Source organism: Streptomyces camelliae, assembly GCF_027625935.1.
GTDB classification, from domain to species: domain Bacteria; phylum Actinomycetota; class Actinomycetes; order Streptomycetales; family Streptomycetaceae; genus Streptomyces; species Streptomyces camelliae.
In genome coordinates, this window is the sequence record NZ_CP115300.1 from 2374130 (window position 1) to 2399688 (window position 25559).

25 protein-coding genes and 4 pseudogenes are annotated in these 25559 nt (G+C 68.5%); 9 read left to right on the forward strand and 20 right to left on the reverse strand.

Features of this window, described 5'->3' with window-relative positions:
• Positions 1-194: 194 nt before the first annotated feature.
• A complete protein-coding gene (locus tag O1G22_RS10690) occupies positions 195-653 on the reverse strand; it encodes a DUF6069 family protein (RefSeq protein ID WP_270081144.1) in 459 nt (152 codons plus the stop codon).
• A 130-nt stretch (positions 654-783) separates the two neighbouring features.
• On the opposite strand from O1G22_RS10690, the gene O1G22_RS10695 reads away from it, so the two are divergent.
• The 3 genes and pseudogenes from O1G22_RS10695 to O1G22_RS10705 form a co-directional block, all read left to right on the forward strand.
• Positions 784-1287, forward strand: coding sequence for a MarR family winged helix-turn-helix transcriptional regulator (locus O1G22_RS10695; RefSeq protein WP_270081145.1), 504 nt, complete (start codon positions 784-786; stop codon positions 1285-1287).
• Positions 1288-1314: 27 nt separating this feature from the next.
• Positions 1315-1572: pseudogene (locus tag O1G22_RS10700) on the forward strand (helix-turn-helix domain-containing protein); the annotation flags it as partial.
• Positions 1573-1660: 88 nt separating this feature from the next.
• Positions 1661-1882 (forward strand): annotated as a pseudogene (locus O1G22_RS10705) (sigma factor); the annotation flags it as partial.
• An 816-nt stretch (positions 1883-2698) separates the two neighbouring features.
• Here O1G22_RS10705 and O1G22_RS10710 read toward each other — a convergent pair.
• The 11 genes and pseudogenes from O1G22_RS10710 to O1G22_RS10760 form a co-directional block, all read right to left on the reverse strand.
• Positions 2699-3661 carry a PDR/VanB family oxidoreductase gene (locus O1G22_RS10710; protein ID WP_270081146.1) on the reverse strand — a complete coding sequence of 321 codons (963 nt, stop codon included), beginning with the start codon at positions 3659-3661 and terminating at the stop codon, positions 2699-2701.
• 56 nt (positions 3662-3717) lie between these two features.
• Positions 3718-5067 (reverse strand): SCP2 sterol-binding domain-containing protein, encoded by a 1350-nt coding sequence (locus O1G22_RS10715; RefSeq protein WP_270081147.1) that lies wholly within the window; start codon positions 5065-5067, stop codon positions 3718-3720.
• 20 nt (positions 5068-5087) lie between these two features.
• Positions 5088-5714, reverse strand: coding sequence for a lipoyl(octanoyl) transferase LipB (gene lipB / locus O1G22_RS10720; RefSeq protein ID WP_270081148.1), 627 nt, complete (start codon positions 5712-5714; stop codon positions 5088-5090).
• Positions 5715-5818: 104 nt separating this feature from the next.
• Positions 5819-6793 (reverse strand): NmrA family NAD(P)-binding protein, encoded by a 975-nt coding sequence (locus tag O1G22_RS10725; RefSeq protein WP_270081149.1) that lies wholly within the window; start codon positions 6791-6793, stop codon positions 5819-5821.
• A 269-nt stretch (positions 6794-7062) separates the two neighbouring features.
• Positions 7063-8094, reverse strand: coding sequence for an alpha/beta fold hydrolase (locus tag O1G22_RS10730; protein WP_270081150.1), 1032 nt, complete (start codon positions 8092-8094; stop codon positions 7063-7065).
• Positions 8095-8124: 30 nt separating this feature from the next.
• On the reverse strand, positions 8125-8826 hold the full coding sequence (locus tag O1G22_RS10735; RefSeq protein ID WP_270081151.1) for an SDR family oxidoreductase: 702 nt from the start codon (positions 8824-8826) through the stop codon (positions 8125-8127).
• Between the two features lie 637 nt (positions 8827-9463).
• A pseudogene (locus O1G22_RS10740) lies at positions 9464-10877 on the reverse strand (CocE/NonD family hydrolase).
• A gap of 29 nt (positions 10878-10906) precedes the next feature.
• Positions 10907-12004 (reverse strand): IS630 family transposase, encoded by a 1098-nt coding sequence (locus tag O1G22_RS10745; protein WP_270081152.1) that lies wholly within the window; start codon positions 12002-12004, stop codon positions 10907-10909.
• A gap of 87 nt (positions 12005-12091) precedes the next feature.
• Complete coding sequence (locus O1G22_RS10750; protein ID WP_270081153.1) at positions 12092-12283, reverse strand: CocE/NonD family hydrolase; 192 nt, start codon at positions 12281-12283, stop codon at positions 12092-12094.
• Positions 12284-12307: 24 nt separating this feature from the next.
• Positions 12308-12433 (reverse strand): hypothetical protein, encoded by a 126-nt coding sequence (locus tag O1G22_RS10755; protein ID WP_270081154.1) that lies wholly within the window; start codon positions 12431-12433, stop codon positions 12308-12310.
• A gap of 53 nt (positions 12434-12486) precedes the next feature.
• On the reverse strand, positions 12487-13302 hold the full coding sequence (locus tag O1G22_RS10760) for an oxidoreductase (RefSeq protein WP_270081155.1): 816 nt from the start codon (positions 13300-13302) through the stop codon (positions 12487-12489).
• 112 nt (positions 13303-13414) lie between these two features.
• Here O1G22_RS10760 and O1G22_RS10765 point away from each other — a divergent pair, with 112 nt between their 5' ends.
• Positions 13415-13948 carry a TetR/AcrR family transcriptional regulator gene (locus O1G22_RS10765; protein ID WP_270081156.1) on the forward strand — a complete coding sequence of 178 codons (534 nt, stop codon included), beginning with the start codon at positions 13415-13417 and terminating at the stop codon, positions 13946-13948.
• 85 nt (positions 13949-14033) lie between these two features.
• Here the strand turns inward: O1G22_RS10765 and O1G22_RS10770 are convergent, their stop codons facing one another.
• The 4 genes from O1G22_RS10770 to O1G22_RS10785 all read right to left on the reverse strand — a co-directional run bounded on the left by O1G22_RS10770 (position 14034) and on the right by O1G22_RS10785 (position 17490).
• Positions 14034-14603 carry a TetR/AcrR family transcriptional regulator gene (locus O1G22_RS10770; protein WP_270081157.1) on the reverse strand — a complete coding sequence of 190 codons (570 nt, stop codon included), beginning with the start codon at positions 14601-14603 and terminating at the stop codon, positions 14034-14036.
• A 244-nt stretch (positions 14604-14847) separates the two neighbouring features.
• Positions 14848-16140, reverse strand: a complete 1293-nt coding sequence (locus tag O1G22_RS10775; protein ID WP_270081158.1) for an SNG1 family protein — start codon at positions 16138-16140, stop codon at positions 14848-14850.
• Between the two features lie 154 nt (positions 16141-16294).
• Positions 16295-16534, reverse strand: coding sequence for a hypothetical protein (locus O1G22_RS10780; protein WP_428986346.1), 240 nt, complete (start codon positions 16532-16534; stop codon positions 16295-16297).
• Between the two features lie 239 nt (positions 16535-16773).
• Complete coding sequence (locus tag O1G22_RS10785) at positions 16774-17490, reverse strand: MerR family transcriptional regulator (protein ID WP_333492226.1); 717 nt, start codon at positions 17488-17490, stop codon at positions 16774-16776.
• A gap of 374 nt (positions 17491-17864) precedes the next feature.
• Between O1G22_RS10785 and O1G22_RS10790 the strand changes: the two genes are divergently transcribed.
• The 3 genes and pseudogenes from O1G22_RS10790 to O1G22_RS44840 all read left to right on the forward strand — a co-directional run.
• Positions 17865-18308 (forward strand): hypothetical protein, encoded by a 444-nt coding sequence (locus O1G22_RS10790; protein ID WP_270081159.1) that lies wholly within the window; start codon positions 17865-17867, stop codon positions 18306-18308.
• 262 nt (positions 18309-18570) lie between these two features.
• Positions 18571-19449, forward strand: coding sequence for an alpha/beta fold hydrolase (locus tag O1G22_RS10795; RefSeq protein WP_270081160.1), 879 nt, complete (start codon positions 18571-18573; stop codon positions 19447-19449).
• A gap of 106 nt (positions 19450-19555) precedes the next feature.
• Positions 19556-19804 (forward strand): annotated as a pseudogene (locus tag O1G22_RS44840) (alpha/beta fold hydrolase); the annotation flags it as partial.
• Positions 19805-20576: 772 nt separating this feature from the next.
• On the opposite strand, the gene O1G22_RS10800 reads toward O1G22_RS44840, so the two are convergent.
• The 3 genes from O1G22_RS10800 to O1G22_RS10810 all read right to left on the reverse strand — a co-directional run bounded on the left by O1G22_RS10800 (position 20577) and on the right by O1G22_RS10810 (position 22591).
• Positions 20577-21344: a glucose 1-dehydrogenase gene (locus O1G22_RS10800; protein ID WP_270081161.1), complete on the reverse strand. Its 768-nt coding sequence runs from the start codon at positions 21342-21344 to the stop codon at positions 20577-20579.
• 30 nt (positions 21345-21374) lie between these two features.
• Positions 21375-21722 carry a cyclophilin-like fold protein gene (locus tag O1G22_RS10805; RefSeq protein WP_270081162.1) on the reverse strand — a complete coding sequence of 116 codons (348 nt, stop codon included), beginning with the start codon at positions 21720-21722 and terminating at the stop codon, positions 21375-21377.
• 203 nt (positions 21723-21925) lie between these two features.
• Entirely contained in the window at positions 21926-22591 is a 666-nt protein-coding gene (locus O1G22_RS10810) for an SDR family NAD(P)-dependent oxidoreductase (protein WP_270081163.1), read from the reverse strand.
• Positions 22592-22787: 196 nt separating this feature from the next.
• Here O1G22_RS10810 and O1G22_RS10815 point away from each other — a divergent pair, with 196 nt between their 5' ends.
• Positions 22788-23669 (forward strand): helix-turn-helix domain-containing protein, encoded by an 882-nt coding sequence (locus O1G22_RS10815; RefSeq protein WP_270081164.1) that lies wholly within the window; start codon positions 22788-22790, stop codon positions 23667-23669.
• A gap of 157 nt (positions 23670-23826) precedes the next feature.
• On the opposite strand, the gene O1G22_RS10820 is transcribed toward O1G22_RS10815, so the two are convergent.
• Positions 23827-24765, reverse strand: a complete 939-nt coding sequence (locus O1G22_RS10820) for an aldo/keto reductase (protein WP_270081165.1) — start codon at positions 24763-24765, stop codon at positions 23827-23829.
• Positions 24766-24864: 99 nt separating this feature from the next.
• Between O1G22_RS10820 and O1G22_RS10825 the strand changes: the two genes are divergently transcribed.
• A complete protein-coding gene (locus O1G22_RS10825) occupies positions 24865-25452 on the forward strand; it encodes a TetR/AcrR family transcriptional regulator (RefSeq protein ID WP_270081166.1) in 588 nt (195 codons plus the stop codon).
• Positions 25453-25559 lie beyond the last annotated feature (107 nt).

A 25559-nucleotide genomic window follows, 5' to 3' on the forward strand; every position in this document is an offset into this window, starting at 1 on the left:
CGCGATCCGAATCCCGTATCCGGGTTATCCACGCTGTGGATGGGACGGGCAACCGTCACGCAGACGGAAGACGTGCATGACCGTTCCTGGGCGCGAACAGCGGTGTCCCGGAGCTCGGTCGTCCCGGCCTCCGGGACCCGCGGCCGTCGGCTGTCGGCAGCCAGCAGCCGGCACGTCGCGCATGCCGGGCAGCGTCAGCGGACAGGCAGCGGCAGGACGCGCCGATAGGCGGCGACGGCGACGACCGCGACCACCACATGCATCACCATCAGCGCGGCGACGGCCAGCGGCCCACTGCCGGGCGTACCGCCACCGAGGAGGGACAGGTCGGGCCCGAACGACACGACCACGAACACGGGCACCAGCCACCGCAGCAGCCCCGCCGGGTTCTTGGCGACACGACGGACGACCGCCCAGCCCATGGCGCCGAGGACGACGCCGAACGCCGTCAGCGGCCCGTACGCGGCGGGGTGCAGCGGAGCGAAATCGCCCGACGCCCCCGCCGCGCGGGCGAGCAACGCGACCACCACGTCTCCGAGGACGGCCGCGACAGCCGCCGCGAGAAGCCCCACGACCACGGTCAGGCGGCGGGAGCGCGGCGCGGGCGGGGCGGACGGGGCGGACGATACGACTTCGGGGACGGAACCGGGCATGGGGACCTCCTGCGGAGAGCTCAAGAACGACAGGTGCAGCGCCGGAAAGACAGACGTTTGATTCCTCAAACATATGGGACGCTACCCCGAAGTGTTTGATCAGGCAAACACCTCGGTTAGAGTGGCCACCATGACATCCCCCCGGTGGCTCACTCCCGAAGAGCTGCGAGCCTGGATCAACTACCTCGACTGCTCGACGCTGCTGAACGACTACCTCGATCAGCAGTTGCGGCGCGACGCGGCCATGACGCACGCGGACTACAGCCTCCTGGCCCGCCTGTCCGTGGCACCCGACCGCGCCCTGGGGATGTCCTTGCTCGCCGAGCAGTTGAAGTTCACCCGCAGCCGCCTCACGCGCGCGGTGATCCGCCTGGAGGAGTCGGGCTACGTGCGGCGCCGGGAGGATCCGGCCGACGGACGCGGACAGCTGGCCGAACTCACCGATGCCGGCATGGAGTTGATGACCAAGGCCGCCCCCGGCCATGTTGCTGCCGTACGCCGCGTGGTGTTCGACGCCCTCAGCCCCGAACAGGTGGAGCAACTCGCCACCATCACCGCCACCGTGGTCGCCTCCCTCAAGCAGGCCGGCGAGGAGGACGCCTACCCGGCGGCCCTGCCGTGGCATCGCCGCTGACTCCGAGAACCTGTCCCGTTCACCGGGCTGAGCCTGCGTCAGTTCGGCAAGCTGATCACCGCGTTGCGGCGCGAGGGTGCGGATCCGGTGCGCAAGGGCCGGCCGTGGAGCCTGCCGCTCGAGGGCCGCGTGCTGCTGGTCGCCGCGTACTGGCGGACTGACCTGACCCTGCGCCGGCTGGCGCCGCTGTTCAGGGTGTCCAAGTCCGCAGCCGACCGCATCATCGACCACCTCGGACCTGCGCTCGCCGTCCAGCGACGCAAGCGGTTCCGCAAGGACACGGTGGGGCATCGCCCGACCTTCGGCATGCCGAAGCACAAGCACCGCCTGGCCACCGCGCCTGACCGGGCCGGTGTAAGGGGCGCTGCGTCAGCTGCTTCGCAGGGACAGCCCGGACACTGATCGCTTCAAGGCCGGCCGGGGGCGGCTGACCTCACTCGCGTATCGTCTGCTCGGCTCGGCCGCCGACCCCGAGGACGCCGTGCAGGACACCCTCCTGTGCTGGCAGGCCGCAGACCGCGAAGGGGTTGAGGTCCCGGAAGCGTGGCTGACCAAGATCGTCACCAATCTCTGCCTCGACTGGCTCCGCTCGGCGCCGCAGACACGGTGCGGCTGCGCCGTGGGGTGCCCCCGCTTCGGGTGCTGCTCCGTTTCGACCACCGAGGCCGTAGCTGGATCTAGCGGCCGACGACAGCAGGGGGGGTCGCCGCTGTTCTCCTGCTTCTGCGAGCCCGCCCCGCTGGTCGAACCGCCCGTCAGGGCAAGCAGCAGGCACGACGCCGGCAAAGCTGACCTCGGCGAGGCCGTCTCCGCCACCGACACGCGCCTGCGTCAGGCAGTCATGTACGGCGAGCCGTACGAGCGCGGGGGGCTCGTTCTCGTCACGAGCATCGGGGCAGCGCTCTCGTTCCAAGGTGCGTGCGACGAGGTAGTGGCACGCACCGCCGCCGGCGAGGCGCAGTCGCCCCCGAACCGAAGTCCTCGCGCCGTGCCGACGGCCCCGGCCTCACGGCGCGGGGCCGGAGAGGTCCGCGAGGTTGGGACTTCCAATATTCGAGCGTCATCCGAGCGTCAAGATTGTGGATTCCGCATCACCACTCCGCCCGCGAGACCCGCGCCGGCCCTTGAAGCTGCAGTTCGGACAGTTCTGCACAACAGCACCTCAGTCGACGCCATCTACGAACGAAAACAAGTCGAACTGACCATCTGGAATACAAAACAGCAGGTCAGATGCCCTTTGCAGTAGGCTCCAGAATCGCCACGCACTCCACATGATGCGTCATCGAAAACATGTCACATGAGACACGAGGGGGGAAGAAATCCCAGCTCAGACCGCATTTTCCGGCTCTTCTGGCGGGCACTCAGGCCCTCGGAGCGTCAAACGAGCGTCACGATCGGGGGACAAGGAGTTTCAGAGGTCGAGGACCAGGCGGTCGCCCTTGGCTCGGGAGACGCAGATCATCATGGTGTCGCCTGCGGCGCGCTCCTGGTCGTCCAGGACCGAGTCGCGGTGGTCGATCTCCCCGGACAACACCTTCGTCTCGCAGGTTCCGCAGATTCCCTCCTCGCAGGAGGTCATCACCGGCACACCGGCAGCTTCGACGGCCTCAAGAACGGACATGTCCTCAGAGACCACCAGCGTCCTGCCGGACCGGGCCAGCTCGACCTCGAAGCTGCTCTGCGGCCCGGCTGTGACGTCCTGCTTCGGGGCGAAGCGCTCCAGGTGCAGAGACCCGCTCGGCCACTTCTCGCAGCCGGCCTCGACCGCCGCGAGCAGCGGTTCCGGACCGCAGGCGTAGACGGCTGTCTTCCGTTGCGGCTTGCCGAGGAGCGAAGGCAGGTCCAGCAGCCCGTATTCATCCTGCGGCCGCAGGCTCACCCGCTCTCCGTAGGCCCGCTGCAGAGTCTCACCGAATGCCATCGAAGCTCGGGTGCGGCCCCCGTAGACGAGGCGCCAGTCGGCGCGGGTCGCGTTGACGGCTGCCACCATGGGCAGGATGGGGGTGATCCCGATTCCGCCTGCGATGAACAGGTAGTTTTTGGCCTTCACGAGCGGAAAGTGGTTGCGTGGCCCGCGGATGCGTACCGACTCACCTTCCTTGAGCACGTCGTGCACGTAGCTCGACCCGCCCCGGCTTTCCGGTTCACGCAGCACCGCGACCTGAAGGCGGTGCCGATCCCCGGGGTCCCCGCACAGTGAATACTGCCGGACCAAGTCGGCTCGCAGTACCAGATCGATGTGGGCTCCCGGCTGCCATTCCGGCAGTGTACGGTCTTCCGGGTCGCGCAATGTCAGCAGCACGACACCTTCGGCCATCGTTTCCTTACGTTCCAACACGAGGTCGAGTTCGACTTCGGTGCTGAGTGTGCTCATGATCGGCCTTCCATTTCTTACAGTGATGATTCGGTGATGCGTCCTTTTCTGACCGATCAGGACGGGAAGCAGCGGCCGAAGTCGCGCAGCAGTCGGGGCGGGCCCTGGAGCTTGATCTGCCTGCGCACCAGTGCCCACGCCAACAGCGACGGCTTGGCGAGGAAACGCAGCCAGGTGCGCGTGTCGGCGGTGATCCTGAGATCCGGCTCACCGTGATGTCCGTCGGCGACGTCGAGTTCACGGTCGCGGACGGTCACGGTGATCTGCCGGGACTCGTCGCCGGTGAAGGTGAAGTGATAGGTGGCGGACATGCCCCTGGCCTGTTCGCGCTGAAAGATCAGCGGCAGGCCCTCCACCAGACCGTCGATGCTGTTCGCGCGCAAGCTCATCGCGACATGCTTCGTGCGCTTGTTGGGGAACCGGTCCGCCACGTGCTGCTCGGCGTCGGAACCCGGGACGACGTAGACGGTCTCCTCCTTGTCCAGCAGCGGGCGCACGACCTGGGTCAGATGTGCCTTGCGATCGTCCAGCCAGGGGCCGATGACGTCCTCGCCGGCCGGGCAGACCGACATGCAGTAGGCGGCTTTGTAGTTGGCGCCGAAGGAGAGGCTTTGCCACATGGACGCGCTCTCACTGTCGCTCACTCGCGAACGGTAGTCATGGGCGTTACGGCTTTCGGCGACCTGTTCGGCCCAGTCGCCGAAGCCACCCATGAACTCACGGTAGTTGTGCGTGTAGCAGGCCGAGAAGTTGAAGTGACCGTCGGAGGCGATCGCCCCGGTCGGGCAGGCCGTCACGCACAGCTTGCATTCCAGGCAGGGGTTGTACTCGATGGGCCTGGTGTATTCGCTGACCTCGGCGTCGATGAGGACGGTGCCCAGCAGGATGAAGTTGCCGAATTTGGGATGGATGACGTTGCGGTGGATTCCCATCTTGCCGAGCCCGGCCGCCACGGCAACCGGCTTGTGCGAGACGACCCACGCTTTCCTGGGGAATTTGTCCATCTCCATCGGAAAACCCATCGCAGGGTTGAGGGCGCGCACGCCCATCGCCTCCAGCTTGCCCACCACTTGCCGGCCGACCTCGTTGGAGTGGTCGCCGGTGTGATGGAATTCCAGGTTGGCGACCGAGCGTGAGGGAGTGCGGATGTTCTCCCGGTTCATCCGGGTCACGAAGCTGATCAGCACTCGGACACCCGGCAGCGCGGCTTCCAGGTCCGCTCGCTGGTCGCCGATCTCCGGTCGGTCGATCTCGACGAAACCGACGTCGTCCGCACCCGCGTCGAGACACAGCTGCCGCAGCCAGGACACATCCAGTGGCTCGGCGGGCCGGGTGAGGCCGCGGTCGTGCCGCTGGCGGACTTTGACGACGGTGGGATGGTCGTCGAGCTTGTTCTTGCCGGCCATCGGGCATCCTTTCCTGTTTTCTAACCTGGTGTCAGGTGTGCGGTGACTGCTCGTGCGACGGTGTCGCGCACCTCGGTATGGGTGGGGATCGGCAGGCCCCGTTCGGCGGCGAGTTCGGCCAGGGAGGTCATCCGGACGCCGGGCAGGGCACAGGCGGTGAAGGTCGTGTAGACGCTCAGGTCGGGGTCGATGTTGAGGGCGAAGCCGTGGCTGGAGACGCTCCCGCTGATGCGCATGCCGATCGAGGCGAGTTTGCGGTGATCGGGGGTCCACACGCCCGCCAGGCTCTCCGACCCCGGCGGCGTCTCGCGGCGGACCGCTGGGAAGCCGAGGCTGTCCAGTGCGTCGATCAGTGCCTGCTCGACACGGCGGATCAGTCCACGGGGACCGAGCTCGCGCACGTTGAGCACGAGGTAGCCGATGAGCTGGCCGGGACCGTGGTAGGTGGCATGTCCGCCGCGGTTGGTCTGCACCAGGGCGATGGGCGAGGCGGCGTCGGGCAGTTGGTCGTTCGGCGTCCGGGCGGTGTAGGTGATCACCGCAGGGTGCGTGAGCAGGAAGAGCCGGTTCGCGGCGAGTCCCTGTTTGCGCTCCTCGACCCAGCGGGCCATGTCCGCCTGCGCCGCGGCGTAGGGTACTTCTCCCAAGTCGACGCGTTCCAACCGCCAGTGTGAAGGTTGTTCCTCCACAGATCCCGGCAACATCACCGCTCGTCTCCTCGCTCATGACCGCAGTTCGACCGCTCGGCGACTCAGCCAGTCGCCAGCTTCTGGATGCGCGGATGGTTCTCCAGCGCCCCCCGCACGGTCTTCGGAGAGCGCCCGAGCAGGGTTCGCAACTGGTCGGTGACGCCGCGGTACCCGCCGCCGCCGATCAGCCGGGTGAGCGTCTTCATGTGCTCCGCGGTGTGCGGAAACTCGGCCAGGGCAGGGTCCACATAGGTCTCGTTCCAGGTCTCGACCTCTTCGGGAACGTAGGTGACCTGACGTCCCAGCACAGCCCCGAAGTCCTCCGCGAACCCGTGCATGTCCTTCAGTTCCGGACCGTTGAGCTCGTAGGACTTGGAGATGTGCGGCGCCGGGTCGGCCAGGATCTTCGCGCACGCCTCCGCGACGTCGTAACCCGCGATGGGTGCGAGCCGGTGGTGGCCGAAGGGCAGGCGCAGTTCACCGTTGCCCAGCGGGCCCAGGGCCAGCCAGGTCATCAGGGGGTTCTCGACGAACATGGCCGCCCGCACGTTGACGGTCGGGAGGCCGGACCACTCCAGCACCCGCTCGGCGACCCAGTGGGCGCGCTGCTGCGGCGACCAGTCCGCGACGAGTCCGCCGAGCCATGCACGCCGTTCTTGCTCCGGTGCGGTCATCTTCTCGAACGTCATGAACGACTGCTCGTACTCGGACATGTTGACGAAGACCTCGATGTCGCCCTGGGCCCGCGCCGCCGCGGCCATCAGGCTGACGGCGTCGGTGTAGTACGGCGACAGGCTCATGCTGAAGTAGACGCGCCGGCAGCCCTTGAGCGCGGCTGTCACGTCGGCGATGGTGAGCAGGTCTCCGACGAAGACCTCGGCGCCGGCCTGGCGGAGTGCCTGCGCGCGGTCGTCGTCCTGCCGCACGAACGCGCGCACCGGGTGCCCTTGTTCCAGCAGCTTGTCGACGATCGTTCGGCTCACACCACCGATATGGCCGGCGGCTCCGGTGATCAGGATGGGACTGCGCTCTGACATCAATGGTTCCTTCGACTGGTTGGGGTGAGTCGGCTGTACGGAAAGCCACAGGAAGTGGCCGGCGACCGTCTTGGGCCGCTTCGGTCGCTTGGGCGTCTATGCCGCCGCTCGGCGCGGTGGCTGGCCAGGGTCTCGGTCGGACTCGCGGAGGTGACCATGCCCGCCGGAAGCGGTCGATGACGGCGAAGCCGCCTGGCTCGATGGCCGCCACGCGGGCCTTGGGCCCTCCTCCCGCCGAACCGTGCCGGGCAGGCGGATTCTGTGCAGTGTCATCGGGGCGCGGGGCCGTCGATGTGGGCGAGGAAGTCCAGGAGTGCGGCGTTGGTCTCCGCGGGACGCTCCTGCTGCGTCCAGTGCCCACAGCCCGGTAGCACCACCACGTCGTGCAGTTGCGGGACAGCGTTCAGTGGGTTGCCCGGCCCGCCCTCGCCTCGGAGGATCTCGCTCAGCGAGCTGCCCCCGTCCGGGCCGCGCAGTGAGGTGACCATGTCGCGGTCTCCCACCACGTACAGTGCGGGGACGTCGATCCCGCGCCCCCTGAAAGCAGTGAGCAGTTCGTTGTTGCGCTCGATGTTCCGGTACCAGTTGAAGGCTCCGGTGAACGCCTGCTCGCCGTGGAGGGCGAAGTCCTCGGCGTACGCCTGGATGTCCTCCTCGGTCAGCCAGGCCGGGAGGCCGGGCGAGACCGGCATGGTGTCCAGCAGGCCCAGACCGTCGGGTATGACCAACGGGCGGGGCTCCATGCCGAGCGGGTTGTCGCCCGAGGCACCGACCAGGAGGCGGCGGAAGGATTCCGGGACGTCCTTGGCGAACTCGGCGTCGGCGACTCCCGGCTGCTGGAAGTAGACCTGGTAGAAGCCCTCGCCGTACTGGGTGCGGGTGATCGACGGCGGGACCATCCCGCCGGGCAGGATCGGCGGAATGCTGAGCCCGGCCACCGCACGGACCTTGTCGGGGCGCAGCATCGCCGCGGTCCAGGCGACGGGTGCGCCCCAGTCGTGACCCACGACGACCGCCTGTTCCTCGCCGAGTTCCTCGATCAGGGCGATGACGTCGCCGACGAGGTGAAGCAGGGTGTACGAAGTGACGTCCGACGGCTGCTCGCTGCGGGCATAACCGCGCTGGTCCGGGGCGACGACCCGGTACCCGGCCGCTGCCAGCGCCCCGAACTGGTGACGCCAGGAGTACCAGCTCTCCGGCCAGCCGTGCAGCAGCAGGACCAGCGGCCCCTGCCCCTGCTCGGCGATGTGCAGTCTGACCCCGTTCACATTGACAAAGCGGTGGGTGAGCGGACTTTCCATGAGAATCACCTTGAAATCGGTAAGTGCGTACTAGTTGTTCAACTGCGGGTACAGGGCTGCCAGATCGGCGGACAGCTGCGACTTGACCCAGCGGGTGGTGTCGTCGGCCAGCACCTCGTGCGCCCCCGCCTCCATGCCGTCGAGGGCGGCCACTGCGACGTCGCGGGGGTCGGCCTTGGGTGCGTCGAGACCCGACGTCATGTCGGTGTCCACGTAGGCCACGTGGAGCCCGGTCACCGCGATGCCGCGCGGCTGCAACTCCAGACGCAGGGAGTTCGTCTGCGACCACAGGGCGGCCTTGGAGGCACCGTAGGGCGTGCCGTCGGCCAGCCAGGACAGGGCGGAGTGGACGTTGAGGATGTGGCCCCCGCCGTTGCGCTCGATGATCGGCACGAAGGCCCGGGTGACCAGCAGCGGCCCGTAGAAGTTGGTCTCCAGGTCGCGGCGCACCTCCTCCATCGGGGAGTCGAGGTACGAGGCGCGGACCGAGGCGCCGGCGTTGTTGATCAGGATGGTGACGTCCTGGGCCTGCTCGGCGGCGGCCGTCACGGATGCGGGGTCGGTCACCTCAAGAGCCAGCGGAACGGCACCGGGGTGCGTCACCGTGCGCGGGTCACGGGCCGTGGCGTAGACCTTGCCGGCCCCGCGCCCATAGAGCTCCTCGACCAGCATCTTGCCGATACCCCGGCCGCCTCCGGTGACAAGGACAGTGGCGCCTTCGATTGCTGTCACGACTACCTCCAAGAGTTGGAAACCGATCGGTTTCAGCTCACCGTAAACCGATCGGTTTCCTTGCGCAAGTCGGGTCATGGTTGTGTCTCGTCAGCAGCCACGGGGAGCGATGACCTGGTCCGGAGTCCGGCGGCGAATGAGGGGTAGCTGCCCTACGACTCGGCGTCGCATGGATGCCCCGCAACGGCTTTACGGGCTCACCCGGGCGGCGATCAGGGGCGACCGGCTTCCGACGGCACGGGGAAGTCAGGGGCGGCAGCTACTCGGGCGGCCGCTGACGGCCTCGGCAGCGACGGGGACTCGGGGTGTGAGGTCACTGCTGCGATCGGTTCGCCGGTTGGTTGACCGCCTCAGGTGACTGATCAGTGAAGTAGCCGTGTGTCCCAGGCCGTCGTCCCGTCCGCAGGGCCCAACGGGCAGGACATGTGCGGCCAGGCCGCACCCTCCGTGTGTCCCGGCCCGCGCCCGGGGAGCTGCCGGGAGACGATCAGCCCACATGGGGCGGCTCGACGGACGCAGCACTCGGCCACGTCGAGGTCCCCGTGCGGCCCCGTCCACGAATGAGGCCGCGGCCTGGCGAAGGCAGGTCCGGGCGAGACGACGTCGGCCACCTCGCCCATGGGACCTGCAGCGCTTGTCACCGGGCCGGAACCACCGGCAGGACGATGCGGGACGGCCGGGTGGAGTCGTGGAAGATGTGCTGCCAGGCCACTCGGGCCGTGGTCGCGCTCTCCTCGGGTTCACCCGTGTTGAGATTGCGGTCCCAGCGCGGGAAGTTGCTGGAGGTGACCTGGACCCGTATGCGGTGACCCGCCCGGAAGACGATGCTGGTCGACCACAGATCCACGACGTGCTCGGCCACCTCGCCCGGTGTCGCCGCCCGTACCCCGCAGGACGCCGTCGGCCACATTCCGGGAGACGCCGTGTTCATCGACGTCGCACAGGCGCGGGACCCAGTCGGTCGAGGGCCCGTCCGTGGCGGCGAAGAGCACCACCCGGACGCGACCGGTCACCTCGACGTCCTCGGCGAGCGGTTCGGTGGTGAAGACCAGGACGTCCTCGCGCGCTTCCACGGCCGTCTGGTCGAGCGGCCCGGGGCGGAACTCGTCGGACATCAGGAGCGCGCCGCCGGTGGTGGGCACCGGATCCATGGGGTCGTAGGTGAACTCCTCGGGCTGCTCGGCGGTGGACGGTGACTCAGGGGTCAGGCGTCCGTCCGCGCGCAGGTGGAAGTCGGTGTCCACCGCCCGTGACAGGGGCCATTCGGTCTCCTCGCGCCACTGGTTGATGCCCATGACGAACAGCGGCACCTGGCCCGTGTCCGGCTCCAGAGCCTGACCGTCGCCGATCGTGCGCTGGAACCAGTCGAACTGCATGTCATGCATGCGCCCCCGCATGCCCATGAAATCGGAGTTCGCGCCGAACCCGAAGCTGACGTCACCGACCAACTGCCGCCAGTTGGTGTGGGCCCAGGGTCCCATGATCAGCGTGCCGGACCGGCCGGCCCTGCGCATGGCGGTGAAGTTATCGAGCGTGGCCTGACTGAAGATGTCGTACCAGCCGCCGACCTGGAAGGTGGGCAGGTCGACCTCGTCGTACCGGCCCGCGACGCGGCAGGACCGCGCCCAGTCGAGCGTGGCCTGACTGAAGATGTCGTACCAGCCGCCGACCTGGAAGGTGGGCAGGTCGACCTCGTCGTACCGGCCCGCGACGCGGCAGGACCGCGCCCAGTCGGGCTCCCGCCGGGAGCGCTCGTAGCCCAGCTCGGGGAGGTCGTGGCGGGCGAACGCGGGAAACCGCCCGGCGGGCAGCTCCCCGTAACCGGCGGTCGCGAGGCCGTCGAGGTCCTGCACGAGCCCGGATATGCTGCTCACGAGCCCGTCGAGCCCGGTGCGACGCATCAGGGTGTCGGCGCCGTGCATGAGGGACCAGGGAGCGGTGATGCCGAGTTCGATCGCGCCGCCGCGCATCCACAGTCCGTCGTCCGGATCGGACCACGTGATCACCGGCGCGATCGCCTTGAGCTCCGGCGGCTTCGAGAGCGCCGCCATCCACTGGGTGTTGCCGAACTAGTGGCTCGTCACGCAGTCTTGGTCGGGTAATCGGTCCAGGACCTGATCGGTGAGTCGGGCGCGAACGCCGTCTTCGGCTCGGCGCGGGCACTGCGCCAGCGGACGTAGGCTGCAATGGCCGCGTTCTGTTCGCCGTGGCTGCGATGGTCAGTGCCGTTCAGGGCGAAGTAGCGCAGGGCCGCGAACTCGGCCTCGATCCAGTTCAGCCAGGAGCCGTAGGTCGGCAGGAAGACCAATTCGACGTCGTTGTCCGTGGTCCAGGCCCGCACTTGGGCATGCTTGTGCGGGGAGAAGTTGTCCAGCACCACATACAGCTTCTCCCCAGGCCAGCGCGCACGCAGGGTCTTGAGCAGGCCGAGGAACTCGCGCCAGCGCTTGCGCGGGCGGATGCGGTAGTACAGCTTGCCGGTGGCCAGATCGAGGGCGGCGAGCATGTGCCGCACGCCGCCATAGCGGTTGTAGGTGGCCCGCAGCCTGCGCGGACGCCTCACCAGCCCCCAGGCCTTGCCCTTGCGGGGCATCAGGTTCAGCGGCCCGAACTCGTCGACGCATATCACCCGCCCGTCCGTCGGCGGGGTGTCGTAGAGCGCCAGGATGCGGTGCATCTTGGCGATGAACTCCGGGTCGGTGGACGCCTTCCACGTAGTGGTGGTCTTCCAGGAGACCTTGCCGGCGCGCAGGATCCGGCGCAGGGTCTCCCGACTGATGGCTGCGGTCACCTGATACTTGACGAGGTGCTCGGCGAGCTTGCTCAGGCTCCAGGTGGAGAACGCGGTGATCTTCCAGTCGGCGGGGGATGTCCGGGCGATCAGGCAGATGTGCTCACGCACCTGGTCACTGATCGTCTTGGGGCGTCCCCCGCTCCATTTTGGGTCCAGCGCGTCGAACCCCCGCTCGTTGAAGGCGTGGATGACATCGCGGACGTAGTCCTCGCCGACCTGCATCAGCGTGGAGATGTCCTTGACCGTCTGGCCCTGGGCGGACATCAGCACCACGATCGCCCGGCGGAGTTTCACCGGGTCCTTCGCGGTCCGGCTGATCCGCTGCAGCTTCCGGCCCTCGTCCATCGTGACCGGCCGGACGAACACACTCGGTCGACGTCCCACGACCACCTCCAAGATCAGGTCTTGGAGACAGTCTGCTGGCCGACGAGCAACGGATCGATTACCAGGCCAAGGCTGCGTGACGAGCCACTAGCTGCCACCGATCATGCCGACCGAGCCGTTGGAGCCGGGGAGGGCAGCGGCCCACCGTACGGTGTCGTAGCCGTCGCTCCCCTCGTAGGTGAACGGCTCCCACTCCCCCTCGGAGGCGAACCGGCCGCGGGTGTCCTGGATGACGACCATGAAGCCGCGCCTGGCCGCCGCCAGGGGATCGAGCATCATGGCCATCATGGGCGTGTGCTTGCCCTACGGCAGCCGACTGAGCAGCACCGGCCACGGTCCGCTGCCGCTGGGCCGGTAGACGTCCGCACGCGGCACCACGCCGTCACGCATCTGCGCCGGAACATCGAAGTCGATCTCGATCTGCGCCATGTGCCGCTCCCTGTACGTCTCTTTCTCGCGGGTGTACTGGGTGCGGGCAGGCGTCAGCCGGCCAGCCGGTTGAGCTTGCGGATCTGCTTGTCGAAGACCCCGGCAGGGGCGATGCGGCGCAGTGTGCTGGCGCGTCCGGCCAGGGGACCGGCGGTGTAGCGCAGCTTCGGCTTCGAGTCGGTCGCTGCCGCGACGATCACCTTGGCGACGACGGCGGGGTCGTCGCCGTCCTTGATCGCTGTTTCCATCATGCGGTCGAAGGCGCGCCGCTGGTCCGCGTACACCTGCAGGGGCGTGTCGGGCCGCGGGCTGTTGGCCTCGAATCCGGTGCTGGTGTAGGCGGGTTCGACGAGAAGCGCCCGTACGCCGTGCCCGCGGATCTCATGGTCCAGGGACTCGGAGTACCCCTCGATCGCGTGCTTGGACGCGGCGTAGACGGCCATGTACGGCGAAGGAAGGAAGCCGACTACGGAGGAGAGGTTGATGATGCGTCCGCGTCCACGGTCGCGCATGTGCGGCAGGACCGCCTGCACCATGCGCATCACGCCGAAGACGTTGACGTCGAAGACGACCTGGGCCTGCGCGACGGAGTTCTCCTCGGCCGCCCCCATCAAGCCCACGCCGGCGTTGTTGACCAGGACATCGATCCGCCCGAACCGGTCGACCACCCGCTGGACCACGGCGGTGGCCGACGCGTCGCTGGTCACGTCGAGGTCAAGGAAGTTCACGACGTCGAGGGCGGTGACGCGGGAGGTGTCACGACTTGTGCCGACCACGTCGAACCCCGCTTCGACCAGCGCGAGCGCGGCTGCCTTCCCGATGCCGGATGAAGCACCCGTCACGAGTGCCACCGGCCGATGCGTGCTCATCATGGACTCCCGGACTCACTAGAAACCGATCGGTTTCTGCTACCGTAAACCGATCGGTTTCCAACTGCAAGTCCAGGAAGCCACCCGACCGGCACCAGGCAGGAATGGCGGCATGGGCAGGATCAGCGCGCAGGAGAGACGTCAGAGCGTCATCCGTGCAGCCATCGCCGAGTTCGCCCTCAGGGGTTACTACGGCACCTCCACCGAGGTGATCGCCAAGCGCGCCGGTGTCACGCAGCCGTACCTCTTCCGGCTCTTTCCGGGCAAGCGGGCGATATTCGTCGCCGCCTTGACGCGGAGCATGGAAGACACCCGGCTGGCTTTCGAGCGCGCAGCCGAAGGGGTGGAGGGCGGCGAGCAGGCCCTCCGCGCCATGGCGAACGCCTACGCGCGACTGATCTCCGCGCACCCGGAAACGCTGCTGATACAGATGCAGGGATACGCCCTCGTGGCAGCCGCCGAGGCGCAGGGCGATGACCAGATCGGCGACCTCGTCCGGGTCGGCTGGATGAAGCTCTGGGAAACCGTGCGCCTGCCGCTGGGCGCAGACACCGACGAGGCCACGGCCTTCCTCGCGCACGGCATGCTGATCAACACCCTTACGGCCATCGGGCTTCCCCCCGACTGCCGGAAAGCAAAGCCGTGATCCGTCGGAGCTGCTCCGACTGCCGGAGACAGGCGTCAGCCCTGAGAGCGCATCGGTCGCCGGGCCTGCTCGAAAAGGTGGTGCGTCAGCGCACGCCTGCCGCATCGAGCAGGGTGGCCACCGTGGGGGCGATGAGCCCGGTGAGGTTGTCGGCTCCGATCCCCGCGCGGGCGCTGGCGCCGTCGAAGACCAGGCTGAGCTGTCGGGCCAGCAGGTCCGGATCGCTCGCTCCGCCCTGTTCGGCCTCGGCCCGGAAGAAGGCCGTCAGGTTTCCCTTGACCCGGTGGGCCACCCGGCTCGCGGGGTGGCTCTGGTCCTTGAGTTCGATCTGGACGGCCAGGTACTGGCAACCTCGGAACTCGGGCGCACCCGCCTGTAGTTCCACCTGTTCGAAGACGTGCAGGATCCGCTCGCGGGGTGAGCGGCCGTCGTCCGCCGCGGGCAGCAGTGTCGCCACGAAGGCGGAAGCGCGTTGCTCCAGGCTCGCCGCCAGCAGTTCGTCCTTGCTCTCGAACAGCTGGTACATGGAGCGCTTCGACACCCCCGCCGCCTTGCACAGCGCCTCGATGCCGATGCCGACGCCGTCTCGGTAGGTGAGTGTGGCCGCCGCCTCCAGGAGCCGCTCTCGGGGACTTGCCTTCACTTCGGTGCTCATAGTGTGAGGTTAACTCGATTCGGGCGAAATATAAACCGATCGGTTTACGCGGTTGACCGGGACGACTGGTGCTGCCCACGCGACGGAGCGGACACCTGAAGGCCGCACAGAGGCTCGGCGACGGCCCCCGGGGGAAAGGTACCGTCGCCGAGCCCTGATGGTGTGCGCGCCTGCCGTCCCGCAGGGTGACGCACACCGGGGCCACTCCGCACCGTGGCCCCGTCCGGGGTGGGCCGTGGCGTCGCTACGCCAGGGCGGCGGTCTTCTCGGGCCTCGCCTCGGCGGGGATGCGGTGCAGCCCCCTGCGGTCGTACCAGCCCGTCACACCGAAGCCGAACAGTGCGGCCGCCGCGAGGCCGGCGGCCATCATCACCCAACCCCGGCCCAGACCGGCGTCGGCCTGGGCGTCGTAGTACAGGATCGAGCGGACGCCGCCGGTGATCTGCCGCAGGGGCTCGAACTCCGCCAGGAAGCGGTAGAAGCCGGGCAGCGCTTCGATGGGGGTGGTGGCGCCGGCCGTCGGCACCGCCATACCGATGAAGACGAGCGTGACCACCAGCATGCCGGGGGTGCCGAAGGCCGCAAGGAGGGCGAGCGCGCCGATCCCGGAGACCGCGATGGCGCACACCGAGTACAGCCACAGCAGCGGCAGGTGTGAGGCGGCCATCCCCATGATGCCGACCGCGCCCACGGCGACCAGGGTGCCCATCAGCAGGGACAGGCCGACCATGAGGGTGCTGCCGATGGCGAGGGTCTGCACCCGGGTCGCCCGGATCAGCGGGCGGTGCCGGCGCAGCGGGCCCATGTCGTTGTGGGTGTAACCGAGGGCATGGTCCACCTGCCCGCTGATGACGTTGGCGGAGAGCATGCCGCAGACCACCAGGACGAGCGCGTAGTAGAACGCCGTCAGCCCCAGGCCGCTGCGCGGGGCGAGGGGATGGCCGTCCTCGACCGTGACGGCGGCCGGGTCGGCCAGCAGGACGCGCGCCGCGGCGGGCAGCTTCGCCTGCCCGGTTCGTGCGGCGAGTTCCTTGCCCACCTGGAGCGAGGCACTCTCGGCCGCCCGCGTCGTCGCCGACCGGGCCAGGCTGGAGCCCAGGCTGCCGGCGGACTGATTGGTCAGCACCGTCAGGGTCGGGCGGGCCGGGGTCCCGGTGGTCGCGGTGCCGGTCAGCGCAAAGGTGGAGGCCGTGAAGCCAGCGGGGACGACGAGGGCGCCGTACAGCTTGCCCTCTCCGAGTTCCTCCTTCACCTTCTTCTCGCCCATCACCTTCCAGTCGATCTCGTCCCCGCTCGCGGTGGACTTCTTGATCGACTCGGTGATCTGCACCCCCAGATTGACCTGCTTGCCACCGGCGCCGGCTCCGTTGTCGGCGTTGACCAGCCCGACGGGCAGCTTCTTCATGTGGTCGACCGGATCGATGTTGGCGCCGACGTAGAACACAGTGAACAGCAGCGCGAGAAGGCCCGTGATGACGCCATTGGTGATCCACAGAGGTTTGGCACGCAGTACGCGGAAGGGATGAATCCCACTCATGACTTACTCCGGTCTCGACAGCACAGCCATATCGAGAGGAGACCGGACAGTGCCATCGCAGGCCGGCGCCCCTCGGAAACCACCGGCACACACGGCCGACCGAGGACGGTGCGCTCCTGACCGTCTGCCGCCGGCGACGGCTCCCGGATGACGTTCAGACCATCACCGACACAGGAAACCGGTCGGTTTCACACTCATCGTAAACCGATCGGTTTCCATATTCAAACTCGAAGATGTCCAGGTACTCGCCCAGGACGTCCTCGCCGGCGGGGCAGACGGCCACGCAGTAGCCGGACTTGTAGCCGGGCAGAGAGATCATGCTCTGCCACATGGAGGCGCTCTCGGAATCGGTGACCCTAGAGCGGTAGTCGGCGGCGTCCTGGCTGTCGGCCACGGTCTGCGCCCAGTCGGTGAACGCTCATGAACTCACGGTCGATCAGTTTTCACACGCAAGGCCAGCCAAGCGGGGCCACCCACCAACCCGCCCCCCGTCCGGTGCCGCAACGGGGCAGACGTGGATACGACGCGCAGCTCGGCCGATCACACTCGCGAAGGGCCCGGTCGGCACCGGGCTGCCGCGAGGCGCGAGGATACGGCGAGCGGGGTACCGGCACCGGCCTGCCCGCGCCTCGGTCACCCCGCCGGCGGCCCGCTCCGACTGCACGCACGGCGGTGATGGCGACGGTGGTTCGCGTCCTCCTGGGCCAGTCGCCGCAGAAGCCGGACCACCGGCTCGAACAGCACGGTGAGAACCACCGCCCGCTCTGCGAGGGCGATGCGGTCTTCGATTCCGTCGAGCTGCGCGAAATCCAGGTCCGCGGTCGATGTGGCGAGCCGTGCGTAAGGGAGGAGGTCGTCGGCGGTGTAGTCGGCGCCAACGCGCCTCAGCGCCGCGAGACTTGCGGCGAGCGCCGGTCGGTGCGGCGACTCGTCGGAGATCTGCCAGCCCATGCTCTCGATGAGGGCCTCGACCCTCGCGGCGGCTCCTTCGCCCGGCGCCGCCTCGTCACGATCGGTATCCGGCCCGGCGTGACCCTTGCCGCTCTTCCCGTTCCCGTCCACGGAGGGGACGGGCAGTGCATGGTGGACGACACCCAGGGTCTCGAACGCACCCAGCGGACGGTCGACGGCATCGAGCACTTCGCGGGTGCGGGCGACGGACAGCCCGCCGAGCTGGACGAGGGAGCGGATCAGACGGGGCCGCCGGACGTGTTCCTCGCCGTACTCGACCGCCGTCGGGTTCAGCGCGCGCCCCTCGGGGAGCAGCCCTTCCCGCCGGTAGTACTTGATGGTCGCCACCGGCACCCCGGACCGGCTACTGAGCTCTGAAATCCTCATGCGCTCCCTCACGCTCAACCGTCCGGTCCACTATGGGGCCTGCTCCGGCACCGACCACCGTCCCCACCCCCTCACCGAGCACGCCCTCCGCCACCACCGGCCTTGCGGACGTCCTGGGCGGCCTCCTCCACGACAGCACTCAGCAACAGAGTCCGTCACCCCACGGGAATCCCTCGCCGAGCCCGGCTACTCGGACACCCAAGGCCACAGCATCGTCCGACCCACGGTTTCCCACGGCACACGCATCCCCTGCCCCCGGCCATCGGACCGCCGAGCCCTCACCCCGGCCGGAGTCCGCCCGGGGAACAGCTCGCACCTGCGACATCAGCGATCTCAAGGCCCCCGAGGACAAGCGGGCGGGACGATTCTCCGCCGAGCCATGGAAGATGAAGGGGAGCTGGCTCGAACTGCACGACCTCGTCTTCCACGGCGTGGTGACGGTGGATACGGCCGCCGGACCCAAGCGGGTGCTCAAGTTCTCCGCAACGGCGGTCAGGATCCGTGATCTGAAGATGTCGGTACCCATCGGCCCGCAGATCCAGCACATCGACGCAGCGCCCGGCTCCACATCCACCCTCCGGGGCGACGACATCACGATGTATGTCGAAAGCCTGACGGGCACCCTCTCCAGCGTCGAAAACATCCCCACACCGCCCCTCCTCCGCCTGCACCTCACCCCCGACACCGTGCCGGAGTGGCTCTACGACACGATCGGGCAACTCGGTCCCACGCTCCAACTCAGCCTGAACGACGCCGACATCGACCAGACCGGACAGACAGGCGGAGAACTCACCGTCCCGGGGATTCACGGGTACGGAACGCCACACTGAAGCGGGGCGCAAGCGGCTGCGGCCGGTCGTGGTCATGAATGACGACACCGGACCGCGACGGTGTCACGCGCTCGGTGGTCGTCCCGCCTGGAGCTTGCGCATGGAAACCGATCGGTTTACCTTAATGGAAACCGATCGGTTTCTCTCGTGGCGGCAGTCACCGAAGCAGTGGCCACCAGCCGAGTGCCATCGGCGTCACACCGTTACTGCTGGCCGAACTATGAGTCACCCATCCGCAGTTCACACCCAAGGAGTCGGCGAGATGCCCGCCCAAGAGCCACGTCCCACGCTTCACCTTCCCGGAACCGACAGCTACACCATCGCCCCGCGCGCAGGACGCCACGGCCGCGAGGGAACCCTGCGCTACCTCAAGGCGGGTACCGGTGCCCCTCTGGTCCTGCTGCACACCGTGCGCACACAGGCCGAGCACTTCCGCCACCTCATCCCACTGATCGCGGACCAGTACACCGTGTACGCTCTTGATCTGCCGGGGATGGGCTACTCCGAGATCGTGCCCGGCGCGTCGTACGAGGAGCTGGCGATGCGCGCCGGCGTCGAACGGCTCCTCACCGAACTCGACCTCCGTGACGTGACGTTGGCCGGGGAGTCCATGGGGGCGGTGCTCGCCCTGACCGCCGCGGCCGACCTGCCGGAGCGGGTACGGCGCGTCGTCGCGGTGAATGCCTACGACTTCCGCGGCGGAATCGCCCGGTCCGGCCTCCTCGCCCGTGTGGTGATCAGTGGTGTTCTCACTCCGGGGGTGGGCCCGGTCATTGCCGGGGTAGAACCCAGGGCCGCCCTCCGCAGGATTCTGCAGGGTGGCCTGGGCGACAAGACCGCTCTACGGGAGGACTATGTGGACGAGCTCCTCCGGGTGGGCGGCCGCCCCGGCTACCCGACCGTCGCCCGGGGCGTGTACCAGAACCTGCCCAGCCTCATCGCGGCCCGCTCGCGCTACCCCGAGGTCAAGGCACCCATCCACCTCGTCTACGGGGAGAAGGACTGGTCCCGGCGGTCGGACCGGGAAGCCAACAGGGAACTGCTGCCGGCCGCCGATTTCACGCAGGTGCCGGGAGCGGGCCACTTCATCGCCCTGGAAAAGCCCGACGTCCTGGCCGACCTGCTGAACGCGGTGGCGTGACAGTCCGGAGACCCCGGTAGGTGTTGCCGGCACTACCGCGAGGCGGCAGAGCCTGGAAGGCCGACGAGGTCGCCCTTGCCCCCTCCGGCCAGCCGCCTCGATCGACATGCACTACGTCGACGAGGGGCCGCCCGACGGCCCGGTGGTGGTCCTCGCTCACAGTGAGCCCACGTGGGGTTATCTCTACCGCAAGATGATTCCCGGCCTGGTGGCAGCCGACCGACGCGTCCTGGTTCCCGGCCTGATCGGTTTCGGCCGCTCGGACAAGCCGGTCGACCCGGCGGCGTACACCTACGAGTCTCACGTCGCCTGGACCGGTGCCTGGCTGGACCAGCTCGATCTCGCGGACATCACGCTGTTCGGTCAGGTCAGAGGCCCTTTGCTGCGGGCTCCAGAATCGCCACGCACTCCACGTGCGACGTCATCGGAAAGATGTCGGCCCGAACAGATCCCAGAAAGACCCAGGTCACAGCCGGTTTCTCGGCTCATCGTCCTGCGTACGGACGCCCAGAGCGTCAAACGAGCGTCATGGCCTTCAGTCCATCCCCCCTCCTCGGGCGGAACAGGCCGCCACGCACAGACACCCTGTACCAGCCCGATCCCGCTCACTGCGGACGCACGCTCGCGCCCCATGACAACAGGTCAATGCGTCGTGTGCGGCCGGAGGCACTCCCCGTCATGGCGGCCATCAGCCGCCTTCGAGTGGCGGCGCGGGGGGGCTCTGCCGAGAGGGGCGGTGCCCCGACCCCAGACTCTGGGTCACCAAGGTCGGATAAGGCGCTGCGCATGTTGAAGGCGACAACAGTCCCGCCAGGCCTCCTCCGCTTGTCCGGAGAGGATGACGTGGTGACCATGCGGCGCGGGGCCATCAGGGCGACAGCGGCGGTAGTGGAAGACGCCCGCCGCCACACGGTGCGGCGGCGGGCCCTGTCCATCGGTTTCGACCTCCCGACGGCACGGGCCCAGTCCGCGAAGATGGCGTCGCCTCGTTCGCCCCGCACGGAACGCCTGCGACCCGGGCACTGCCGCACTGGTCAGCCTCCACCCCTCGACCGCTCTACCGTCTACTGATGTCTGATGCCGCCGTGGGAGCCGTCGTCGGTTGCGTGACGGCGGCTCCCACGCTGCTATCGGGCGACATAGCCGCCGTCGACAGGAAGCGCCACACCGACCACGAAGCCGGCGCCGGGACTGCACAGCCACAGGACCGCCTGGGCGATCTCATCGGCCGTACCGAGGCGATTGATGGGCTGGTTGGCCTCGGCCTCGGCTCGATCCAGCTCCCCTTTGGCGATCATGTCGCTGACCATCGGGGTATCGATGGTGCCGGGGCAGACGGCGTTGATACGGATGCCGCGCGGGGCGTACTCCAGGGCCGCACTGGTCGTCAGGCCGATCACGCCGTGTTTGGAGGCGTGGTAGGAGGCGCGGCCGGGGAGACCGACCAGGCCGCCGAGCGAGGAGCAGTTGACGATGGCGCCGCTGCCCTGGGCGCGCATATGCCGCAGCTCGTGCTTCATACAGGCCCACACACCGCGGAGGTTGATGGCGTTGACGCGGTCGAAGCGTTCGGCGGGTTCGTCGGCGGCGTCGCTGGGCGGGATCTGGATGCCGGCGTTGTTGTAGGCCATGTCGAGACGGCCGAAGGTCTCGACAGTGCGGTCGACCGCAGCCGCCACCTGGTCCTCGTCGCTGACGTCGCAGGTGAGGGCGAGTGCTCGGTGGCCGTAGTCGGTGAGTTCCTTGACGGCTGCGTTCAGGGCGGCTTCGTCGATGTCGGTGAGGGCGACGGCGGCTCCGGCCTCGGCGAAGGCGCGGGCGGTCGCCAGGCCCATGCCGGAGCCTGCGCCGGTGACGAGGGCGACCTGGCCGGTGAAGTCGTAGACGGGGTTCACGTGTCTCTCTCCCGTTGAGAGTGAGCCGGGTCAGGAGGCGGTTTCGATGGTGACCTTGGTGGCGGTGGCGAGGCGTTCGGTGTCGCCGTGCACGCTGCCGAGGATGATCAGGCCGGCGTCGCTGGAGCCGCTGCCCCGGTAGAAGAGGGCCAGGTTGCCCCAGGGGGCGTAGTACGTCAGGTCGCCGGGCTTGGCTTCGGCGGCGTCCGGGGCGCCGGAGGTGAACAGCCGACGGGGCAGGTCAGCGATCTTCTCGGTCTCGTGGAAGTCGCTCAGGTTCAGCGCGAGCGGGAGCAGGGCGGCGAAGTCGCGGGCCGTGGCGCTGTCGTTCAGGGTGGCGTCGACCCGGTGGCCCTCGATGGTGACCCGGATGTTCATGGCGGTGCCCTTGTCATCGGACGGTGAGGCTGGTGCCGTGGCCGTCGGCGTTCGCTGTGACGCGGAGGCGGAGGGCGAGGACGGGGAAGACGGGGACGGGGGCGCCTCGTCGGTACAGGCGGTCACTGCAAGCAGTATGGCGGTCGGGACGGCGCGGGCAAGGCTGGAACAGGTGGTCGGGCTCACGGCATCCTCCAGGGGCATCAGTCGGGCAGGGGCTCGGCGTAGTGGCGGAAGCCGTCGCGCTTGAGGTGGATGTCGTACAGGCGGCCGGCCAGCACCTCAGGGCTGCTGTGCTCGGCGTCGGGGCGGATGGCTCCCGGGATGATCAACTGGGCGGCGTGGATGTTCTCCGCGGCGAGGGCGTCGTGGAGCATACGCGCGTAGGCGCTCTCGGCGGCGAAGGCGATCGAGGTGCCGGCCCGGTCCGGGTGGGGGCGTACGGCGCTGCCGCCGTTGACGAACAGCAGGGTGCCGCGGCCGAGTCGGCGCATGCCGGGCAGGACGGCGTTCACCGCGGTGACCGGCCCCCTGACGGAGAAGGCGAGGGGTGCGTCGAGGTCGTCGGCGGTCGCCCCGAGGACGGGCTTCATGAAGTCGGCGCGGGGCACGGGGCTGTACCGCAGGATCTCGATGGGACCCAGGGCGGCTGCCGCCGCGTACAAGGCCGCGTCCAGTGACTCGGTGTCGAGGACGTCGGCGGTGAAGCCCCCCGCCTGGATGCCGTCGCGGGCCAGTTCGGCGGTCAGTGCGTCCAGCTTCTCGGCACTGCGGGAGATGAGGGCGACGGCGTGTCCGACGCCTCCGAATCGGCGTGCGGTGGCGAGCCCGAGTCCGGGGCCGGCGCCGACGAGGGCGAAGGTCGTCATGGTGAGTCCTTGCGGGTGGAGGGGCTTCGCTCAGGCTTGGGAGGACCTTGCCGGCACGGCGCTCGGGATCACCGCGCAAGCTGTTCTATGTCGAGCCTCACACGCCGAGGCGAGAGCGAAAAGCGGAGAAAGACATCCGGGGAGGGATACATCCTGGGTGAAAACTCTCCCTCCTTCCTCAGGTGCGCTCGGTGTCATGCTGACCGGCATGACCGGCAATGTCCCCCTCAACGAGCTGGGAGAATTCCTCAAGAAGCGCCGTGCCGAGCTGAGCCCGCGCACTGTCGGCCTGCCCGACAACGGCGGCCCGCGCCGGGTCGCCGGGCTGCGCCGCGAAGAGGTCGCCCAGCTCGCCAGCATCAGCACCGACTACTACACACGTCTCGAACAGGGCCGTATGCAGGCGTCCGCGCCCGTGCTGGACACGCTCGCCCGGGTGCTCCGTCTCGACGACGACGAACGCGGCTATCTCTTCCAGCTCGCCGGCAAGATCACCACACGCACCCGCAGCCGGGGGCGGCAGAAGGTCCAGCCGCAGTTGCAGCGCGTACTGGACGATCTCACCGCCACCCCGGCCATCGTGCAGGGCCGGCGCGGGGACATCCTGGCCTGGAACGCGCTGGCGGCCGCGCTGGTCACCGACTTCTCCCGGATCCCGGAGAAGCACCGCAACTACCCGCGGATCATCTTCACGGATCCGGCCATGCGCACCCTGTACGCCGACTGGCAGACCTCCGCGCGGCTCGCCGTGGCACAGCTGCGGATGGAAGCCGCGCAGTATCCCGAGGACCCCCGCCTCATCGAGCTGGTCGGTGAACTGTCCCTACGCGACAAGCAGTTCGCGCAGTGGTGGGGCGACCACCGCGTCGCCGCCCGCACCGTGGGCACGAAGACCCTCAACCACCCGGTGGTCGACGAACTCGTCCTGGACTGGGACACCCTGACCGCCAACACCGACCCCGACCAGCACCTCACCGTCTGGACGGCCGCACCCGGCTCCCCCACCCACGAGCGACTGCGCATCCTCGCCTCCTGGGCCGCCGACCAGAACCTGCCGGCCTCTCCTCCTGTCGCCTGACCACGGGAACCACGCCTGTCGAACAGCAGACAGCAGGCGGGATGTGCCCTGCCGGGCAACGAAGCCGTCGCAGTCCTCTCGAGAGGGGCTGGGCCCATGCCGTGTGCGGATTACCTGCCCGCAGCGGTCAGCCGGGCTCCGGTGTGCGGGTGCGGGTTTACATACCTCGTCCGCCGATGCCGCCGTCCGGCGCGATCTCGTCGATGCGGGCGAGGTCGTCGGCGGTCAGCCTGAGGTCGGCGGCGGCGATGTTCTGCGCGACGCGCTCGGGGTTGCGCGAGCCGGGGATCGGGACGATGTAGTCCTTCTTCGCGAGCAGCCAGGCCAGTGCGAGCTGGGACAGGGTGACGCCCTTGCTCTCCGCGAGCTTAATGAGCTCGCTGGCGATGGAGAGATTCTGGTCGAAGTTCTCCGGGGCCCACCAGGGAATCATCTGGCGGAAGTCGCTCGCGTCGTAGTGCTCACGGGGCTTGACCGCGCCGCTGAGGAAACCGCGGGCGAGCGGGGAGTAGGCGACCAGCCCGATGCCGAGCTCCTCCAGTACGGGGAAGAACCGCTCGGAGTCGTGGGCGAAGATCGAGTACTCGTGCTGCAGGACCGAGATCGGGTGCACGGCGTGGGCGCGGCGGATGGCGTCGGTGTCGGTGTTGGACAGGCCGAGGTACTTGACCTTGCCAGCGTCGACGAACTCCTTCATCACACCGACCACGTCCTCGATCGGGACGCTCGGGTCGGGGCCGTGCTGGTAGAGCACGTCGATCACGTCGATGTTCAGGTTGCGGAGGCTGTTCTCGACGACCTCCCGGATGTGCTCCGGCTTCGAGTTCGGAGCGAAGGTCGGCGTGAGGCCGAACTTCGTCGCGATCGTCACCTCGTCGCGGATGGGGGCCAGAGCGTGGCCGAGCAGCTTCTCGCCCTCTCCCCAGCCGTACATCTCCGCGGTGTCGAAGTGGGTAACGCCGAGCTCGTGAGCGCGGCGGATCGCGGCGATCGACCCAGTGTCGTCCGAGGGGCCGTAGCCGACTGCGGTGCCCATCGCGCCGTAGCCGATCTCGGAGACGGTCAGGCCCTGGCGGCCCAGATTGCGCTGCTGCATGGTCTACTCCCATAAGTCAAACCAAACGGTTCGGTTTGACTATACAGCCGTCGGCCACCGCCGCCAAACCGAACGGTTCGGTTGGGTAAGCTGAGCCTCATGGCCTCCCGCAGCAGCGTCACCGACGCCACCAGTGACCGCATCATTTCCGCGGCCACCGCCGAATTCGCCCGTCATGGCATCGCGGGAGCGCGGGTCGAGCGGATCGCAAAGGCGGCGCGCACCAGCAAGGAACGCGTCTATGCGTACTTCCGCAGCAAGGAGGCGCTCTACCGGTTCGTCGCCGGCCGGGAGCTCGCGGCCATGGCCGAAGCGGTGCCCCTGGATCCCACCGACCTTCCGGGCTACGCCGGCCGCATGCATGACCACGCCATCCGTCATCCCGAACGCCACCGGCTGATGATGTGGGGCCAGCTGGAGCTGCCGGCCGGGGAGGCTCCCTCCGACGACCCGGTGCAGGAGTCCCTGCGCCGCAAGATCGAGCTGGTACGCAAGGCGCAGGAGGCCGGCCACCTCGATCCCGCGTGGGAGGCGGAGGACATCTTCGTGTTCGTCAGTCAGCTGGCTCTGTCGTGGGCGGCCCAGAACAACCTCGGTCCCCTCGGCGAGGAACGCGACGCCTTCATGGCGGCCCGCCGGGCAGCCATCGTCGCCGCCGTCCAGCGCCTCTTCCCTGCGACGGCATGAACCAGCGGCAGCGAACGACGGTGATGGGCCACGGATTCGTCAGCCAGGGTGACGTCCTCGCCGTGCCGCAACCCGGTCGATGCCGCCGCCCGCTCGCCGCACCTCAC

Coding starts and splice junctions, on each gene's coding strand:
- O1G22_RS10690 (WP_270081144.1), bottom strand. CDS start 653: ATGCCCGGTTCCGTCCCCGAAGTCGTATCGTCCGCCCCGTCCGCCCCG.
- O1G22_RS10695 (WP_270081145.1), top strand. CDS start 784: ATGACATCCCCCCGGTGGCTCACTCCCGAAGAGCTGCGAGCCTGGATC.
- O1G22_RS10710 (WP_270081146.1), bottom strand. CDS start 3,661: ATGAGCACACTCAGCACCGAAGTCGAACTCGACCTCGTGTTGGAACGT.
- O1G22_RS10715 (WP_270081147.1), bottom strand. CDS start 5,067: ATGGCCGGCAAGAACAAGCTCGACGACCATCCCACCGTCGTCAAAGTC.
- O1G22_RS10725 (WP_270081149.1), bottom strand. CDS start 6,793: ATGTCAGAGCGCAGTCCCATCCTGATCACCGGAGCCGCCGGCCATATC.
- O1G22_RS10730 (WP_270081150.1), bottom strand. CDS start 8,094: ATGGAAAGTCCGCTCACCCACCGCTTTGTCAATGTGAACGGGGTCAGA.
- O1G22_RS10750 (WP_270081153.1), bottom strand. CDS start 12,283: ATGATGCTCGATCCCCTGGCGGCGGCCAGGCGCGGCTTCATGGTCGTC.
- O1G22_RS10755 (WP_270081154.1), bottom strand. CDS start 12,433: ATGGCGCAGATCGAGATCGACTTCGATGTTCCGGCGCAGATGCGTGAC.
- O1G22_RS10760 (WP_270081155.1), bottom strand. CDS start 13,302: ATGAGCACGCATCGGCCGGTGGCACTCGTGACGGGTGCTTCATCCGGC.
- O1G22_RS10765 (WP_270081156.1), top strand. CDS start 13,415: ATGGGCAGGATCAGCGCGCAGGAGAGACGTCAGAGCGTCATCCGTGCA.
- O1G22_RS10770 (WP_270081157.1), bottom strand. CDS start 14,603: ATGAGCACCGAAGTGAAGGCAAGTCCCCGAGAGCGGCTCCTGGAGGCG.
- O1G22_RS10775 (WP_270081158.1), bottom strand. CDS start 16,140: ATGAGTGGGATTCATCCCTTCCGCGTACTGCGTGCCAAACCTCTGTGG.
- O1G22_RS10790 (WP_270081159.1), top strand. CDS start 17,865: ATGAAGGGGAGCTGGCTCGAACTGCACGACCTCGTCTTCCACGGCGTG.
- O1G22_RS10795 (WP_270081160.1), top strand. CDS start 18,571: ATGCCCGCCCAAGAGCCACGTCCCACGCTTCACCTTCCCGGAACCGAC.
- O1G22_RS10805 (WP_270081162.1), bottom strand. CDS start 21,722: ATGAACATCCGGGTCACCATCGAGGGCCACCGGGTCGACGCCACCCTG.
- O1G22_RS10810 (WP_270081163.1), bottom strand. CDS start 22,591: ATGACGACCTTCGCCCTCGTCGGCGCCGGCCCCGGACTCGGGCTCGCC.
- O1G22_RS10815 (WP_270081164.1), top strand. CDS start 22,788: ATGCTGACCGGCATGACCGGCAATGTCCCCCTCAACGAGCTGGGAGAA.
- O1G22_RS10820 (WP_270081165.1), bottom strand. CDS start 24,765: ATGCAGCAGCGCAATCTGGGCCGCCAGGGCCTGACCGTCTCCGAGATC.
- O1G22_RS10825 (WP_270081166.1), top strand. CDS start 24,865: ATGGCCTCCCGCAGCAGCGTCACCGACGCCACCAGTGACCGCATCATT.